This is a genomic window from Pantoea sp. sgz302252 (assembly GCF_042610525.1).
Classification (GTDB): Bacteria; Pseudomonadota; Gammaproteobacteria; order Enterobacterales; family Enterobacteriaceae; genus Erwinia.
In genome coordinates, this window is sequence record NZ_JBHDVM010000011.1 from 122,598 (window position 1) to 138,865 (window position 16,268).

At 57.1% G+C, this 16,268-nt stretch carries 10 protein-coding genes; 1 reads left to right on the forward strand and 9 read right to left on the reverse strand.

What is annotated here, in order from left to right; genetic code table 11:
* The first annotated feature begins 106 nt into the window (after window positions 1-106).
* A complete protein-coding gene (gene argA, locus ACETPC_RS18665; RefSeq protein ID WP_380183958.1) occupies window positions 107-1,450 on the forward strand; it encodes an amino-acid N-acetyltransferase in 1,344 nt (447 codons plus the stop codon).
* A gap of 88 nt (window positions 1,451-1,538) precedes the next feature.
* Here argA and ACETPC_RS18670 read toward each other — a convergent pair whose 3' ends face one another.
* The 9 genes from ACETPC_RS18670 to ACETPC_RS18710 all read right to left on the reverse strand — a co-directional run bounded on the left by ACETPC_RS18670 (window position 1,539) and on the right by ACETPC_RS18710 (window position 16,265).
* Window positions 1,539-2,030 carry a type II toxin-antitoxin system YhaV family toxin gene (locus ACETPC_RS18670; RefSeq protein ID WP_380183960.1) on the reverse strand — a complete coding sequence of 164 codons (492 nt, stop codon included), beginning with the start codon at window positions 2,028-2,030 and terminating at the stop codon, window positions 1,539-1,541.
* 13 nt (window positions 2,031-2,043) lie between these two features.
* Window positions 2,044-2,379: a type II toxin-antitoxin system PrlF family antitoxin gene (locus ACETPC_RS18675; protein WP_380183962.1), complete on the reverse strand. Its 336-nt coding sequence runs from the start codon at window positions 2,377-2,379 to the stop codon at window positions 2,044-2,046.
* A 246-nt stretch (window positions 2,380-2,625) separates the two neighbouring features.
* Window positions 2,626-4,449 (reverse strand): exodeoxyribonuclease V subunit alpha, encoded by a 1,824-nt coding sequence (recD, locus tag ACETPC_RS18680; protein WP_380183964.1) that lies wholly within the window; start codon window positions 4,447-4,449, stop codon window positions 2,626-2,628.
* Window positions 4,440-7,976, reverse strand: coding sequence for an exodeoxyribonuclease V subunit beta (gene recB / locus ACETPC_RS18685; protein ID WP_380183966.1), 3,537 nt, complete (start codon window positions 7,974-7,976; stop codon window positions 4,440-4,442). Before recB ends, recD begins: the two co-directional genes overlap by 10 nt.
* Window positions 7,973-10,858 carry a pitrilysin gene (gene ptrA, locus ACETPC_RS18690; RefSeq protein ID WP_380183968.1) on the reverse strand — a complete coding sequence of 962 codons (2,886 nt, stop codon included), beginning with the start codon at window positions 10,856-10,858 and terminating at the stop codon, window positions 7,973-7,975. The genes recB and ptrA overlap by 4 nt, the downstream gene beginning before the upstream one ends.
* 123 nt (window positions 10,859-10,981) lie before the next feature.
* Window positions 10,982-14,350: an exodeoxyribonuclease V subunit gamma gene (gene recC / locus ACETPC_RS18695; protein WP_380183970.1), complete on the reverse strand. Its 3,369-nt coding sequence runs from the start codon at window positions 14,348-14,350 to the stop codon at window positions 10,982-10,984.
* Window positions 14,351-14,454: 104 nt separating this feature from the next.
* A complete protein-coding gene (locus ACETPC_RS18700) occupies window positions 14,455-15,204 on the reverse strand; it encodes an oligogalacturonate-specific porin KdgM family protein (RefSeq protein WP_380183972.1) in 750 nt (249 codons plus the stop codon).
* Between the two features lie 346 nt (window positions 15,205-15,550).
* A complete protein-coding gene (locus ACETPC_RS18705; protein WP_380183974.1) occupies window positions 15,551-15,967 on the reverse strand; it encodes a prepilin-type N-terminal cleavage/methylation domain-containing protein in 417 nt (138 codons plus the stop codon).
* Window positions 15,864-16,265, reverse strand: coding sequence for a DUF2509 family protein (locus tag ACETPC_RS18710; RefSeq protein ID WP_380183976.1), 402 nt, complete (start codon window positions 16,263-16,265; stop codon window positions 15,864-15,866). Before ACETPC_RS18710 ends, ACETPC_RS18705 begins: the two co-directional genes overlap by 104 nt.
* Between the last annotated feature and the right edge of the window lie 3 nt (window positions 16,266-16,268).

Consider the following 16,268-nt stretch of genomic DNA (forward strand, 5'->3'; position numbering starts at 1 on the left):
CCGTGTTTAGCCCGGTGAAGAAAAATGGCAAAAATTGCCCCTTGCGCCCGCGTGATAAAAGAATAAAAATACAGTTTTAGCGAATAATAATTCATGAGGGTTTGCCGTGAAGGAACGGAGTACCGAGCTGGTTCAGGGGTTTCGCCATACCGTGCCCTATATCAATGCCCACCGTGGTAAGACGTTTGTGATTATGCTGGGCGGCGAAGCCATCGAGCATGAAAACTTCTCCAGCATCGTCAATGATATCGGCCTGCTGCACAGCCTTGGCATCCGTCTGGTGGTGGTATATGGCGCAAGGCCGCAAATTGACGCTAATCTGGCGGAGCACCAGCTGGAGCCGATCTATCACAAGCATACCCGCGTAACCGACGCGCAGTCGCTGGAGCTGGTCAAGCAGGCGGCGGGCCGTTTACAGCTCGATATTACCGCGCGCCTGTCAATGAGCCTGAGCAATACGCCGCTACAGGGCGCGCATATTAACGTAGTCAGCGGTAACTTTATTATCGCGCAGCCGCTGGGCGTGGATGATGGCGTGGACTACTGCCACAGCGGCCGTATCCGCCGCATCGATGAAGAAGCCATTCATCGTCAGCTCGACAGCGGCGCTATCGTGCTGCTTGGCCCGGTGGCGGTTTCCGTTACCGGCGAAAGCTTTAACCTGACTTCGGAAGAGGTCGCCACCCAGCTGGCAATCAAACTGAAAGCGGAAAAAATGATTGGCTTCTGCGCTGAGCAGGGCGTTACCGACAACGAAGGCGCAGTGATTTCCGAGCTGTTTCCCAACGACGCGCAGCAGCGCATTGTAGAGCTGGAAGAGAGCAAAGATTATCTTTCCGCCACCGTTCGCTTTTTGCGCGGCGCGGTCAAGGCCTGCCGCAGCGGCGTGCGCCGCAGCCATCTTATCAGCTATCAGGAAGATGGCGCACTGCTGCAAGAACTGTTCTCCCGTGACGGTATAGGAACGCAGATTGTGATGGAAAGCGCCGAGCAAATCCGCCGCGCCACCATCAATGATATCGGCGGCATCCTGGAGCTCATTCGCCCGCTGGAGCAGCAAGGCATTCTGGTGCGCCGTTCGCGCGAGCAATTAGAAATTGAGATCGATAAGTTTACTATTATCGAACGGGATAACCTGACGATTGGCTGCGCGGCGCTCTACCCTTTCCCGGAAGAGAAAATAGGCGAAATGGCCTGCGTTGCAGTGCATCCTGACTACCGTAGCTCGTCACGCGGCGAAGCGCTGCTGGAAAGAGTTGCGCTACAGGCGCGGCAGATGGGGCTGAAAAAGCTGTTTGTGCTGACCACGCGCAGCATCCACTGGTTCCAGGAGCGCGGTTTTACGCCGGTAGATATCGAAGAGCTGCCGGAAAGCAAAAAGCAAATGTATAACTACCAGCGGCGCTCCAAGGTGCTGATGGCGGATCTGAGCCACGCGCGGATGGCCTGAGGCTTTGCATTTGTATAGCCTGCGGCAACACGCAGGCCGTACCAGCCCTGGGCTCTGTTAGCCTGTGCCGTCTCTACTGACGGATAAATTAGCGAAAACCAGACAGCAGATTGTTTTGCAGCGATGAGGTGTGATTTTTGGCTTCCAGCAAAAGCGCATCCCAGTCGTCAGGTGGATGGCCTGCTGCCAGCATACGGGCAAAGACTTTATAAGCATCCGTTTTGCTGTCGTAAGCGCGCAGCGAATTTTCGTCATTCACCCAACCGAGTATGATTGTTTTATGCTGTTCGCTACAGCGATAAAACAGACGGAACTGCTGTAAGAATTTGGCGCGGAACCAGTGCTTATGCTCGCCGCCCAGCGAACCACCGTGCCGGAACTGCTTGCTAAAAGGATCGGCAGCGATAACCTCTTTCACAACGCGCGTTATCGCCGCGAGCAATTTTGTCGGCTTTTTCTTTAAATAGTCGTCCGGCTGTGCAGCCTTTAGCGCCGCGACTTCAGCCGCTAACTGCATTAGCTGAGCCGTAAAGCAGGGATGGAAAAATATCTTCCAGCCGTTAATTTCCAGCAGTTCCATGCCTGGTCTCCTGCTACTCATCCGTCAGCGGCGCGTCCAAATCCACTTCTGCTCCTGCTGTAAGCGCCTCGATATTCGCCCAAAGTGAGGCTGATACAGGCTGAATGCGCTGCGGGTTTGCTGCCATGTCATTTTCAAGAAGCTGCAGAAACTGACCCACTACCGGATCATCTTCCTGCTGGCTCTGTCGGGACATAAGCACCTTACCGCCAGATAGCAGCAAATAGTCGATAAATTCTCCCGGCTTGAGCTGTAAAGCGTCGCGAATCGCTGCCGGAATAGTTGTCTGGCTGCGTTCGGTAAGCCGCGATTCAGCGCGCAGAGAGACGTCCGCTATATTTAACAACATTTGCTTCTCCTTTGTTGTGTCTGCCCGGTACGTTTTTTACCCGCTAGCAGCGTAATGCAAATGCATTGCACAATGCAACTGCATTACGTGCGGAAATTTTATACCCGTAGCGTAGAGTCAGAAGAAGCCACCGTTAATTTGTTGGTAAAACAATGAGGAACACTAAGCCGCGATGTTTTACTGGTCAACAAAATGCGTCGAATATCCTGGCCGTAATAATAACTTTGGAAAACGTCTCGCAACTTTTTACCCTGCCAGCCGCTCAACCAGGCCGCTGCGGCGTAGCGTGCGCATTTTGACCGCGCTGTGCAGAACCTGATTATCCGCATAGAGCGTTAGCCGCTCTTTGGCGCGGGTGATAGCGGTGTAAACCAGCTCCCGCGTCAGTACTGGCGCAAACTGGTTTGGCATAACCAGCAGCGTATGGTCGAACTCCGAACCCTGAGATTTATGCACCGTCATGGCATAGGCCGTTTCGTGCGGCGGCAACCGGCTCGGCTGTACGGCGCGGATAGTGCCATCCGGCAGCGGGAAAAAGACCTTTAGCGCGCCTTCGGCGTCGCTCATTGCTATCCCGATATCGCCGTTGAACAGCCCCAGCGCGCTATCGTTGCGGGCAATCATTACCGGTCTGCCGATATACCATTTGCTGCCGGGCTGGCGCTGGATTAGCCGCTGCTTTTGCAAAGCGGCTTCAATACGCTCGTTCAGGCCGAAGACGCCAAAAGGCCCTTCACGCAAAGCGCACAGCAGTTGAAAGCGGCCAAATGCCTCAATGACCTGGCGAGGCTCCGCCTGGCTGGCGATCTGCTCCAGGTAGTCGCGATAGCCTGCCACGCTGGCATCCAGCAGATGTTGATATTCCGCGCTGCTGCTGAGCGTGAAGCGGGCTATATCGGTAAAGTCCGCATTGAATACCTTTTCAACCTGGCGGATTTCTCCGGCGTTAACCGCCAGCGCCAGCTGGCCAATACCGGATGAAGCGTCGAAACGGTAGCTTTTACGCAGCAGGCAGATACTGTCGCGCACGGCAGGCGCCAGCCGATCTTCTTTGCTCTCAACGTCGCAACCGGTCAGGCGCATCAGCATCTCTGCCCGCTGGCTGCTGTAGCCGGACTCCGCACAGCGGCAGATATCGCCCAGCACCGCGCCTGCTTCAACCGAGGCCAGCTGATCGCGGTCGCCCAGGAAAATGACCCTGGCGTGCGGCGGCAGCGCGGCGATCAAATTCGCCATCATCGGCAGATCTACCATTGAAGCTTCATCCACCACCAGCAGATCCAGATGCAGCGGATTGCCTGCGTGGTAGCGCATGCGCTGGCTGCCCGGCACTGCGCCCAGCAAACGGTGCAGCGTAGTGGCTTCCGTTGGAAAACGCTGTTTTTCCGCTTCGCTGACATCGAGACGCTGCAGGGCTTTGCCCAGGGATTCGGTCAGCCGCGCTGCTGCTTTGCCCGTCGGTGCGGCAAGGCGTATCCGCAGCGAGCCGGAAGCAAGCTCCAGCAGCGTGGCCAGCAGTTTAGCTACGGTGGTGGTTTTACCCGTTCCCGGCCCGCCTGAAATCACCGCGATTTGCCGCGTGATCGCTACCGCAGCCGCAATTTTCTGCCAGTTATCCGGCTGCTCGCCAAAATGCCTGTCCAACGCGTTGCGCAGCCGCTGTTCGTCTATCTCTGTCTGGGCCTCGCGCACGATAAATTGCGCGACTTGACCTTCCGACTGCCACATACGATGCAGATAAAGCCGCTGCTGGTGCAGCACCAGCGGCGTCGCCGTGCTGCCATCGCCCACGGCCTGTGCAGAAGAAAGCAGATGATGCCAGTCCGGCTCGCCGACAGCCTGCCACAGCTGGCTGGCCAGTTCGGGATGGCGTCCGCCGAACAGCAGTGACTCACTAAGATGCGCCAGCGGCAGGCAAACATGCCCTTCGCCCGCTTCGGCGCTGACGCAGGCGGCGGCCAACATCAGCGCCGGGTGTTCATCGCCCGCTACCATATGGGCAAACTGCACGTCCAGCGGACGCAGCAGCCGCGCTTCACAGGCGGAAAGCAGTAGTTGCGCTATAGCCATGATTCCTCCTGAGGTTCTCCGGCAAACAGGGCGTCGAGCGACTGGATAAAAGCCGCTTCCGGACAGGTACGAAAGATACCATTTTCCTGCGCGGTGCCATCTACGCCACGCAGGAACAAATAGATTACGCCGCCGAAATGGCGTTCGTAGTCATAGTCCGCCAGACGATGACGCAGATAACGGTGCAGCGCCAGCGTATAGAGCTGGTATTGCAGATCGTAGCGGTGCGCGAGCATCGCTTCCGCCATCGCTTCCGGCGTGTAATGTTCGCCCGACTCGCCCAGCCAGTTAGATTTATAATCCAGCAGATAATATTTTCCCTGCCAGCAAAATACCAGATCGATAAAGCCCTTCAGCATTCCCTGTACCTGCTGAAAGTTAAGCGCGGGACAGCCAGCCGATAGCGGATCGTAATGGCGCGCCAGCCGATCCAGTTTTTCGGCGCTGAGCAGTTGCTGAATTGGCAGGTAAAATTGCAGTTCGACCTGACGGCTTTCCGGCGGCAGCTGGCTCAGGCTGACGCCGGTTTCGTTCAGCGGCGTCGTCAGTATCTCTTCCAGCCACTGCTTTATCACCGGCAGCCAGGCCAAATCGTGCCCCTGTCCGGCCAGCTGTTCGCTTAGCCAGGCTTCGTCTACCGGCTGTGTAAAGTCGAGGTTCTCAAACAGGCCGTGCAAAAAGGTGCCGGGAGCCGCGCCGCGAGGGAAAGTATGCGGCGTCAATTGAGCAGCCTGCTGGCTCTGCGCCTCGCCCGCTGCATCAACATCCAGACGCGGCAGCAGGTCAAGCGTCACCGAATGACTATGTTGCTGAAGGCCGGAATAGCTGGTGACGCGCCATTCATCGCGCAGCTTGCGGGCCATCGCTTTGCTGCTGAGCGTATGCAGGACATGCTGCTGCGGCTGCCAGGGTTCGCTTTCCGGCGCCTCCGCCAGCAGCGTTTCCACCGCCTCGTTTTGCAGCGCCAGCAGCTGTTCGCGCAGCGCATTGGCATCGCCCGGTTCGCCCTGTTGCAGCAGCCAGCCCAGCGCGCTGCGGTGCAGATCGCTGTTGCCCTCTTTCTTGCGGTTGCCCTTTATCAGCGGCGCTACGCCGACGCTACAGTGGTAAACCGAGCGCGTCAGCGCTACATAAAGCAGGCGTAAATCCTCCGCCAGCCGCTCCTGCTCGGCCAGCTCAATACTTTCTTCGTCGTCACGCAGATCCAGCAGCGCCTGATAATTTTGCCGATCGTGGTAAATGCCCGTGGCCGCTTCGCGATAGTTGGCGACAAACGGCAGCCAGACCAGCGGGTACTGCAGCCCTTTTGATTTATGGATGGTGACGATCTGCACCAGATGGCGATCGCTTTCCAGGCGAAGCTGCTGGCTGGCAGACTGACCGTTAGGCTGCGCCACTTCCTGCGCCAGCCAGCGCACCAGTGCATGCTCGCTGTCGAGCGACGCGGAGGCCTCCTGTAGCAGTTCGCCAAGGTGCAGCAGATCGGTCAGACGCCGTTCGCCGTTTTCAGAGGCCAGCAGATTTTCCGCAATCTGCCGCCTGACCATCAGCTCGCGCAGCATTGGCAGAACGCCTCGCTTCAGCCAGCGCTGGCGATAGTGGTCGAATTCATCCACCAGCGCGTCCCATTTGCGTTCGTCTTCGCTTAAATCCTGTAGCCCAGGCGCATCCAGACCAAAGATGCTGGTGGCGAGCGCGCTGCGCAGGATGCGCTCCTGCTCCGGCGCCAGCACCGCCTGTAGCAGCCACAGCATTTCACGCGCTTCCTGAGTAGCAAATACGCTGTCGCGGTTAGAGAGGTAAACCGAAGGAATATTCAGGGCATTGAGCGCCTCGCGTATTAATCCGGCCTCGCTACGGCTACGTACCAGCACGGTTACATCTGACGCCTGTACCGGACGCAGTTCCTCACCTTTACCGATTAGCGCTGTACCCTGTTGGCCCGCGCTCAACCAGCGGCAGATATCCGCCGCGCACTGGCGCGCCATAAACTGTTGATACTCTGTGACGCCCACGCCTTCCCCCGGCTGTAGCCAGAAGCGCAGCGCAGGCTGTTCTTTACCTGCAATAGTAAAGCTCAGCGCGGCGTTTGGTGCCGCTGGTTCCACCTTGATAAAGGGAATTTCGCTGAACAGAAAAGGCGTCTGCAAACGCGAGAAAAGCTGATTGACGCTGTTTACCATATTTGGTGAAGAGCGCCAGTTCGTCTCCAGCGTGTAGTGAGCGCTAACTTCTGCACGCGCTTTCATATAGGTAAAGATATCCGCGCCGCGAAACGCGTAAATAGCCTGCTTGGGATCGCCAATCAGCAGCAGCGCGTTGTCAGGCTGCTGCCCATAGATACCGCGAAAAATGCGATATTGCTGCGGATCGGTATCCTGAAATTCATCGATTAACGCTACCGGATAGCGGGTGCGGATTGCCAGCGCCAGCGCCTCGCCGCCAGGCTGCCGCAGCGCGCTGTCGAGTCGACCCAATAAATCGTCAAAGCCCAGCAGCGCGTTTTGCCGTTTCTCTTTCTGCGTCGCCTGCCGAATTTCTTCCAGCGCGGTGGCGATCACCAGATCGCGTAGCGACAGCGGTTCGGCCAGGAAACGGTCGATTTCGTCGAACAGCTGATGCTGCGGCGGCTCGCCTTTTTTGGTTTTTTCATGCAGAACGCGCTGGCCGAAGCGCTCCAGCTCTTTTGGAAACAGGTAGTCCAGGGTTTCTGCCATCGCCCACTGGTTGAGCTTATCCAGCCAGTTTGGTAAGTGCTTGCTGCTATAACTGCGCTTATCTACGCCTGATTGCGCGATGAGATCGTGCAGATTACCAGCCGCCAGCCAGGCGGCTTTTAGCCGGTCGATTTGCGCGATGATTTTGTCATGACGCTCGGCGAAGGTTTCCTGCAGGTCGAGCGGATATTTCAGCACCGGCGCTTCGCCGTTCAGCCAGGGCAGCAGCGTATTGAGCAGCTGCTCCGGGCCTTGCCACATTTGCGTCATAACCCGCGCTATCGGCAGCGGCAGCGGATAACAGTAACGCCGCCAGAAGTCGGCGGCGGCCTGACGGCGCAGCGGAAACTCATCTTCAATCAGCTGCTGCTCGAACAGCATGCCCGATTCAAAGGCATTCAGGTTGAGCATGCGCTGGCAGAAACCGTGAATAGTGAAGATACCCGCATCATCCATCTGACGTTCGGCGGCCAGCAGCTGCGCGGCCGCCTGCGGCAGATCGTCAATTTCCGACAGCAACTGCGCCAGCACGCCATCGGAGGTGTGGCCGCGCACGCAGGCGATACGCAGCTTGTGAATATTTTCGCGGATGCGGCCGCGCAGCTCTGCGGTAGCCGCTTCGGTAAAGGTTACCACCAGGATTTCTTCGACGGAAAGCGGCCGCCCGAAGGAGGCTTCTCCGCCCAGCCCAAGCAGCAGGCGGAGATAAAGCAATCCGATCGTAAAGGTTTTCCCTGTTCCCGCCGAGGCCTCTATCAGCCTTTCGCCCTTCAGCGGCAGCGTCAGGGGATCGAGACGCTGGACCTTCATTTATCGCTTTTCACCGGGAATGCCTGCTGGAGTTTCGATACTTCATCCCAGGTGGTAAAGCCTGCTGGTTTAGCGTAGTCCGCCTTGCCGTGCTGACTGCCGGAGATCTGCGACAGCAGCGTCATGCCCTGAGGCTTGATTACCGCATCATGGAAAAAGGTCGCCAGTTTTTCCGGCGTCAGCGCCTGGATGCGGGCAATGACTTTCTCGCGCGTGTCGAAACTATAGTTCTGACGGTTGAAGTCCTTGCTGTAGCGCCCTGCCTCTTCATCCAGCGTTTGCGGCCGCTGTTTCAGCTCGTTGATCATCGCCGTCTGGTACTGGGCGAAATCCTCTTTGCTCATTGCGCGCAGGCGCTTTTCCGCCGTTGGATAGAAGGCGGCAAAGCGCTTGAGCAGGTAAGCAGGCTGTTTAACGTTGCTTTGCAGCAGGAAGCCGATGCCCCACTGGCGTCCGACCGGCATCTGGAAGGCGAATACCGCATAGCCCAGCTGCTCTTCGGTGCGCAGCTGGTTATAGAACCACGGCTGCACAATCTGGCTGAGCATGGCGCTGCTGGCGATGCTGTCGTACTCTTCATAGCCGAGCGGCACGTAAAGTGCGGCCAGCGCAGAGTCTGTGCTGCTACCGGCCTTCTGCAAATTAACGTTGGCAGGTTTATCCACTACCAGATAGTTGCTGTGCCAGCGGTTTTGCCCTTCGCAGCTAAGCTGTGACTTCAGCGTGGTCGCCAGCGCCTTAACGCTTTCCGGCGTCATATTTCCGACCACCATCAGCTCCGGCGTCGCTTTTTCCAGCAGCATAGCGCGGTAAGCTTTCAGATCCGCCAGCGTAATGCCCGCCACCAGTTTACGGCGTTCGCTACGCTGGGTATAAGGCAGCTGCGACAGCATTTGCGCAGGCTGTATAGCCAGCTCGAACGCCTTGCCCTTTTCAGCGGAGTCCAGACGCTCCAGATACCAGGACTTCGCCTGATCCAGCTGCTGCTGCGTGGGCTGATAGCTGGCGTACTGTTTCAGCAACGCCTGCATCAGCTCCGGCAAGTGCTGAGTAAAGCCGCTGGCGTTAAAGGTCACGCCGTCGTTTTCGCTGGTAGAGAAACTGATGCCGGCTACCGAAGCCTGCGAGTTGAGTTCATCCAGCGCCAGCCCGGCCAGGTAGTCGTTCATGCCGAACAGTACCTGATTTTTCGCCGTGCTCATCGCCTCTTTGTTGCGCAGCGCCAGCGTAATGTTGGCTTTAGGATCGTCCGCATAGAAACGGCTCGGCATATAAAATACGCGCAGGTCTGGCTGATTGATTAGCGCCTGCGGGCGATCGAACTGCTGCGCCGGTTTAATCAGCGTGAAATCATCCGGGATATAAGGATTGAGCGTAGGCAAGGCGAGCGAGATTTTAGCGCTTTCCGCCTGCCATGCGGCAAAACGCTCCGGCTTGATGCGATCGACCTGATAAGGCGCATCGACAAAATAAGCCGTCTTGTTGTGCGGCTCGTCCGGGCTGATAAACCAGATGCGCGCGTTCTGCGGCGTCATTTCATCCAGCCGCGCTTTGATAGCCTGTGGGTCATACTGGTCGGCAATATAGGGCGCTACCAGCGTATCGGCAACCGGCACGCGCAGCATGGTATCGACCAGCCACTCAATATAATCCATATCGCGCGTGATTGACGGATAGCGGAAGTCGAGATCCAGCACGTGCGCCATTTCATCAAAATAACGCTTGTCGATGCCTTCGCTGCGCAGCTTGTTCAGATAGCTGAACACGGCAGCGATGACCTGGTCGCGGTTCGCCTGACCTTTATCGGTCAGCGAAATGGAAATGGAGAAAACGCCGCCGTTGCGGTCTATAACCGGATCGGCGCCTGCGTTGATCGAATCGGCCAGCCCCTGGCTTTGCAGCCAGTCGGAAAGCGTATTTTTACTGCGGTTACCAATCAGATAGCCGACCAGGGTATCGGTTTTACTGCGAAATTTATCGCTGTTGTTATCGATACGGAATTCGATTCTTATCTGTTTGCGCGGCTGGGCCGGCACGTAGTGAATGATGATGCCTTTTTGTTTATCGGTGACTACTGGCACATCAATAGTCGGTACGGTGGCATCATGGTTAGTCACCCGCCCAAAGGTGGCGGCGGCGATTTTTTGCAGCTCTGGCAGCGGTTTATTGCTGTAGATCACCGCCTTCATCAGGTTGGCGGAATAGTAATGATGGTAAAAATCTTTCAGCGCATCGTGCAGTTTGCTGTCCGGCTTGTCTTTCAAAGTTTCCAGATTGCCGCCGGAAAAGAGCGAGCTGGGATGCGCCGGGTTCAGCGTCTCTGCGCCTACCTGTGCCATGCGCAAGCCATCACGCGAGCGCGCCATCGTCAGTTCCGCATTGACGGCGTGACGCTCGCGGTCGGCGTTGACCGGATCCAACAGCGGTTCGGCGATAGCATCTGCCAGCCTGTCTACCGCCGGTTCCAGCGCATCATTTTCCACTTCCAGATAGAAGGCCGTGCGGTAAGAGGCCGTGCTGGCGTTATGGCTGCCGCCGTGCTTTTTCAGAAACTCCGCCAGGTTGTCCGGCTGCGGATAGCGTGTTGAGCCCATCAGCAGCATATGCTCCAGATAGTGCGCCAGGCCCTGCTGGTTACGCGGGTTGTCCAGCGAACCGATTGGCAGGGTCAGTGCCGACAGCGATTTTGTCGCCTGCGGATCGGAAACCAGCAGCACCGTCATGCCGTTGTCGAGTTTGATCGCCTGATACTGACGCGGATCCTTTTCGCTTTTCAGGATTTTTTCGGCTATCGGCTGCCAGCCAGACTGCGCCAGGGCCTGCGGGCCCCAGACGGAAAAAAGCAGGAACAGCGTGGTGAACCAGACTGCATAACGACGCATTCAAACTCCTCAACGATCTAACGTAGCCGCGCAAGCCGCGGCCTACTCTGAAGATTCCGCCTGGCGCCAGGGCAAAGCGGATAAAAAAATTAGCTGACTTTGGTTATAAAGTAACACTACCCGTTACCTGCTGTCATTCATCCGCAGCAGCGGCAGCAGCCAGGCCTCGGCCTGTTGCATAATTTGCTGTAGGGTAGCCTCATCCAGCGTACGGAACAGCCGCGCCAGGTAGGGATCGCTGCCCTCGCCTTCCATCTGCATATTGCCCTGCCAGGCCTGTAGCAGCTTGTTGCGCGCCTTTGCCTGCGTCGCCTCATCCTGAGCAACCGCCGCCGTTTTGTCGTCATAGCTGGCTTCCAGCCAGGCACCGCCCGTTTTCGGCAGCAGCAGCAACGGCGCGCGCATACCCTCTTTATAACCAGTGATATAGCGCTCCAGCCAGCCGCTGGCCTCGTCGACTGAGAGCGGCGGGAACCACCAGCGGCTCTCTTTACGGCCATACATACGGCTGGCGCCGCTGCCGCCCAGCACGCAGTAGACCAGATGCTCCAGCCACAGCGCCAGCCCGTCGGTAAAGTTGAGGTGGCCAGGCCGCCAGCGCAGCAGCCCGTCATCCTGGACCGCAGGAAGCCAACCGCTTAGCTGAAGGCCGCCGACCTGCAGGTTGATTTCCCAACTTACGGAATCTATACGCTGCTCGCGTACGATACCTGCGAGCTCGGCCATATCCGCCAACTGCTCTTGCCAGAAGAGCTCGCCCCAGGCGCCGTAAGGCAGATTTCCCGCCGCGCGATGGCGCTCGAAAAGCGGCTCGCCAGGTTGCCCTTCAATCAGGGTATTCAGCAGCTGCGTATTGAGCTGGTAGCGGCTGAGGTTGTCCAAAATAAAAGGCTCGGCGTCCGGTAGCTCCATATCCTCGGCGCTGAAGCTGACGCCCAGCCGCTGGCTGAAAAAGGCGCGTACCGGATGACGCCAGAAGCGCAGCAGCTGGTCAAAGTTAAGCTCGGTGATGTTCGCATCGGGCAACGGCTGCATAAAAGGCGGATGCGGCACGCCGCTCGCTTTCGCCGCCGGCAGCCACTCCGCCGCGTAGCTCTGATAACGGGTTTGCGGCAGAAAATTTTCCGCCGCGAACGGCATACGGCTGTGCAAATGATGCAGGTGCCCGATAACGCGCGCCGCGCTGGTGTCGACATCTTTTTGCTGGTCTTCCGGCAGGCAGAAACTTTGCCCGATATAATCGACAAGTTCACTGACCAGCACCGAGGGAAAACGTTCCGAATTATCCTGAATAGTGCGGCCAATATAGCTGATGTAGAGCTGCTGCCGGGCCGAGTTGATCGCTTCCAGAAACAGGTAGCGATCGTCGTCACGGCGGCTACGATCGCCTTTTTTCGGCTGCTGGCTCATCAGATCGAAGCCCGGCGGCGGCAGCGTGCGTGGATAGACGCCATCGTTCATGCCCAGCAGGCAGACCACTTTAAAAGGAATGGATCGCATCGGCATCAGCGTACAGAAGTTAACCGGCCCGGCCAGGAAGCGCTGGCTGATCCGCTCCTGATCCAGCCTTGCTCGCAGCTCATCGCGCAGCAGCGAAAGCGGGATCGCCTGGCGGTACTCTGCCTGGATACCGTAGCTAATGGCCTGCTGCCACTGTTCTTCAATCAGCGCCAGCGCCGCTTCTGCCTCCGCGTCGCCAGCGAAGAAGTCGCCCAGCAGCTCGCGGCACAGCGGCAGCCAGCTTTCCAGCTCTCTCGGCGCGCTTAGCCGCTCGCGCCAGCGGCGCAGCTGCATCAGCAGTTCCGCCAGATGGCCCACCAGTTCGGCAATCAGGCCGCTGGATTCGTCATAGGGCAGCACGCCCTGCCAGTGGCCGATATCGCTGTGCATGGCGTAGCCCAGCAGCATTCTTGTCAGGCCAAACTGCCAGGTATGCTGCCCGGTTGGTGGCAGATCCAGTTCGCGCACCGTGTCGTCGTCCAGCCCCCAGCGAATACCGCATTCACCGACCCAGTGCCGCAGCCGCCGCAGCCCCTCTTCGTCAATGGCGAAACGGTTGGCAACCGCCGGCACTTCAAGCAGCGCCAGCACGCTCTCAGAGGTAAAGCGGCTGTCCGGCAGGCTCAACAAGGCAATAAAAGCCTGCAAAGCGGGATGCGCCTGGCTGGCGCGACGGTCAGATATTGAGAAAGGCAGCCAGCGTTCCGCAGGCGCGTTGCCAAATACCGCCTGAATAAAGGGGGTATAGGCATCGATATCCGCAACCATCACAATAATATCGCGCGGCGAAAGCTGCGGATCTTCCGCCATCAGCGCCAGCAGCCGATCCTGTAAGACTTCCACTTCGCGCTGTGGGCTATGACAAAGGTGAAAACTCACCGACTGGTCTTGCGGATCCAGAACCCGCTTGCCGAAGCTGGTTTCCCACTCTTCGCGCCGCAGGCCAATCACGGCGTTATCTTCCAGCTCCAGCAGATCGTATTGCAGCGTTTGCAGCAGCGTGGTCGGTTCGATATCGACAAAAGCGTCGATCTCGCGGCATTCCATCTGCGCCAGCAAAAAAAGGTTATCGCGTCCCAGCTTGCCCCACGACGCCAGCAGCGGGTTGCTTAGCTGCTGTTCCCCTGCTTCATTAAACAGGCTGGCGGCATCCTCTTCACGAAACAGCGCGCTTTCACGCTGCTGGTTATAGCGCTCCCGGCGGCGGCTTTGCAGCTTAGCCAGAAAAGCGTAATCCTGGATATCACCCCAGTAATGGCGGCAGGGATTGGTAAACAGCAGATGGATATCGATATGTTTGCCCAGCGCCTGCAGCGCCTGCAGATAAACCGGCGGCAGCGCGGAGATACCGCAGATAAAAACGCGATCCGGCAGACCGGGCGGCCTGTTGGTGCTGCTTTCCAGTGTAGTGATAAAGCGCGCGTACAGATTGGCGCGATGCCATTCAGGATGCCCCAGCTCGCGGTTATACGCTACCAGCTCCGCCCACAGCGGCGCCTGCCACTGCTGCGCTTCGCCCAGCCCTTCAATCAGGCGGCCTTTTTCCCAGCTGTTCAGCCATTCCGGGCGAAAAACCAGATACTGGTCGTAAAGGTCGGCTATGCGTGAGGCCAGCTGGAACAGTTTGCGCTTGTCATCATCGTCAGACAGATAGTGGCTCAGCATGACAAATTCCGGGCGCGACAGCATAGCTGGCAGCAGCGTCATGAGTTTCCAGCTCATGCTGGCTTTGCTGAAAGCACTCTCTTTTGGGATGCCCGGCAGAACGCGGACAAACATATCCCAGATAAAAGAAGCAGGTAGCGGAAAGGCGATATTAGCGGCAATACCGAACTGCTCCGCCAGCGACATCTGTAGCCACTGCGCCATCCCGGGGCTCTGTACCAGCACCACTTCCGACTGGAAAGGATCGCGCAGCGGCTGATTTTCAATATGGTAAGCCGCCAGCGTTTTTAAGAGATCCAGCTGATTCGAGTGATAAACGGTAAACATGCCTGCTCCTGGTACAGTGATGCGCTCTGCGTGCACACTCTACCCCGTCCGGAGGCTGTTGCAAATGCGGCTGTCGGGCCGTTTATCCTTTATGTAGCCGGAAATTACTTAAAGGTATAGGCGACGCCCAGCCTTAAGCGAAGCTGACGCTCGCTGGAGTAAGCGCTGCGTCCAATATCGGCGAAGGTTACGTAAGGCCGCCACTCCCTGTTGGCACCAAGCGTATAGTCGAACTGCAGCTCCTGCTCATAGTTATGTTTTTTGTTGGCGAAAAGGATATCGTCGCCGTGCATATAGATGTATTTGTAAGTCGTGGTTAAATCGTTCCAGCGATAGCGCAGATAGGCGTCGAAGCGGTTAACGGTTCTGTGCTTATCCAGGCTGCAGCTATCGTGGCCGACCTGACCGCACTGGCTGTCGTGCGCATAGTCGCTTAGCTCCAGACGATACATGCCGCCGATAGCCCAGCTGTCGTTAAATTTGTACCAGGGCACCACGCCGAATTTCCATTCGGTTCTGACCGAGCTGAATTCTGGCTGGATAAAGGGCGTAAAACTCCAGTCGCCGTAATAGAAATTTTTCAGCAGCGTCATTTCCACCACGTTCAGCACGATGTCGTTATAGTATTTGTCTTTAGGGTCGGGGCCGCCTGTCTTAAATTTTGTTTCGACGTTGAAAGCGTAGTCGTAAGGTAAATTAGCGCCCAGCGCCAGCTTATCGTAATGAGTGCGATCCCGCAGGCGATAGCCATGACGGTAGTCTACCGTGACATCTTTAACGGCATCTGCGCCTGCCGGGGGAAGAAATACCGCTGCCAGAGAGAGGGAAAGTAAGATTTTATTTACTGTTTTCATAATATTTCATCCATGAATCTTTGTTAAAAGATTAGAAAAATTAGCCAACTGCTTGTGTTATACCGGTAAAAATTAATTCTGCTCTGCCTGACCTCCTTTTATATCAGTTAGTTAAATGCATTATTTATTCAACTGAAATTAATCTTTTTTAGAATTTCCTGTAAATCACCTCCGCTGAATAAAATAAAATTTTCATGACAATGGAAAATAATGGATGGAACCAGGCCAGACCTTCGTAATATTGCCAGCCGCTCTTTTTTATGGCAGCGAAAGAAAGATTTCCGGCCGCCAGCTCTCATAAAAGGAAATCTGCGGCCTGAGTTTTAACTGGTCTCTCCGGCGCTTGCTAAAGCGCTGTTTGAGTGGCCCGGCTTTCGGCTTCCTGGTCTTTACAAAGCAGCTGCGACAGGCTGGCTTTGGCGCCTGCGGGGCTGACTACCGTCGAGGTTAACAGCTCGCAGCCGTCGATAATCGCCGTTTGTTGTAGCGCTGTTTGCCAGTTTGGCGCCTGATAGCCTTCAAAACGCTGCCAGGCCAGCCTGAAGGCTTCCCGCTGCTGCAGCTGTAGCTGAAAGCCTCTGCCTAACGCCAGCTGGTACTGCACCAGCGCCAGCGAACTGATGCTGAACAGCAGCAGCGCCGTCAGCGTCTCCGGCAGGCTAAAGCCCTGCTGTTTCTGCTGGCAGGCACTCCTGCTCTTTCGCCAGCGGACAAAAATCGATACAGCCGTGCGGGATCGGATGCAGCATGCCGTTTCGTTCATTTCTCGTCACCCACTGATAAAGGGCGAGCGTATCGCTGCCGCTGTCACCCCGCAGCAGCGCTTCGCCTTTGGTTGTTATTTTAAAGCAGGCTTGCCAGCCCGTAGCCGCCCTTGTCCGGCAGCGCCACTCACTGGCGGCGGCCCACCGCAACGTTTTTCCCCAAGCCAGCGCCGAAACCGCAAGGCTGGCCTGCTGCAGATAAAGCTTTTCGTCCAGCACCAGGCTAAGCGAGGCATCCATCTGTCGGCGAGTAGCATTAAGCAAGGCGGCCGACATCATCAGCAGCAGAATCACCATCAG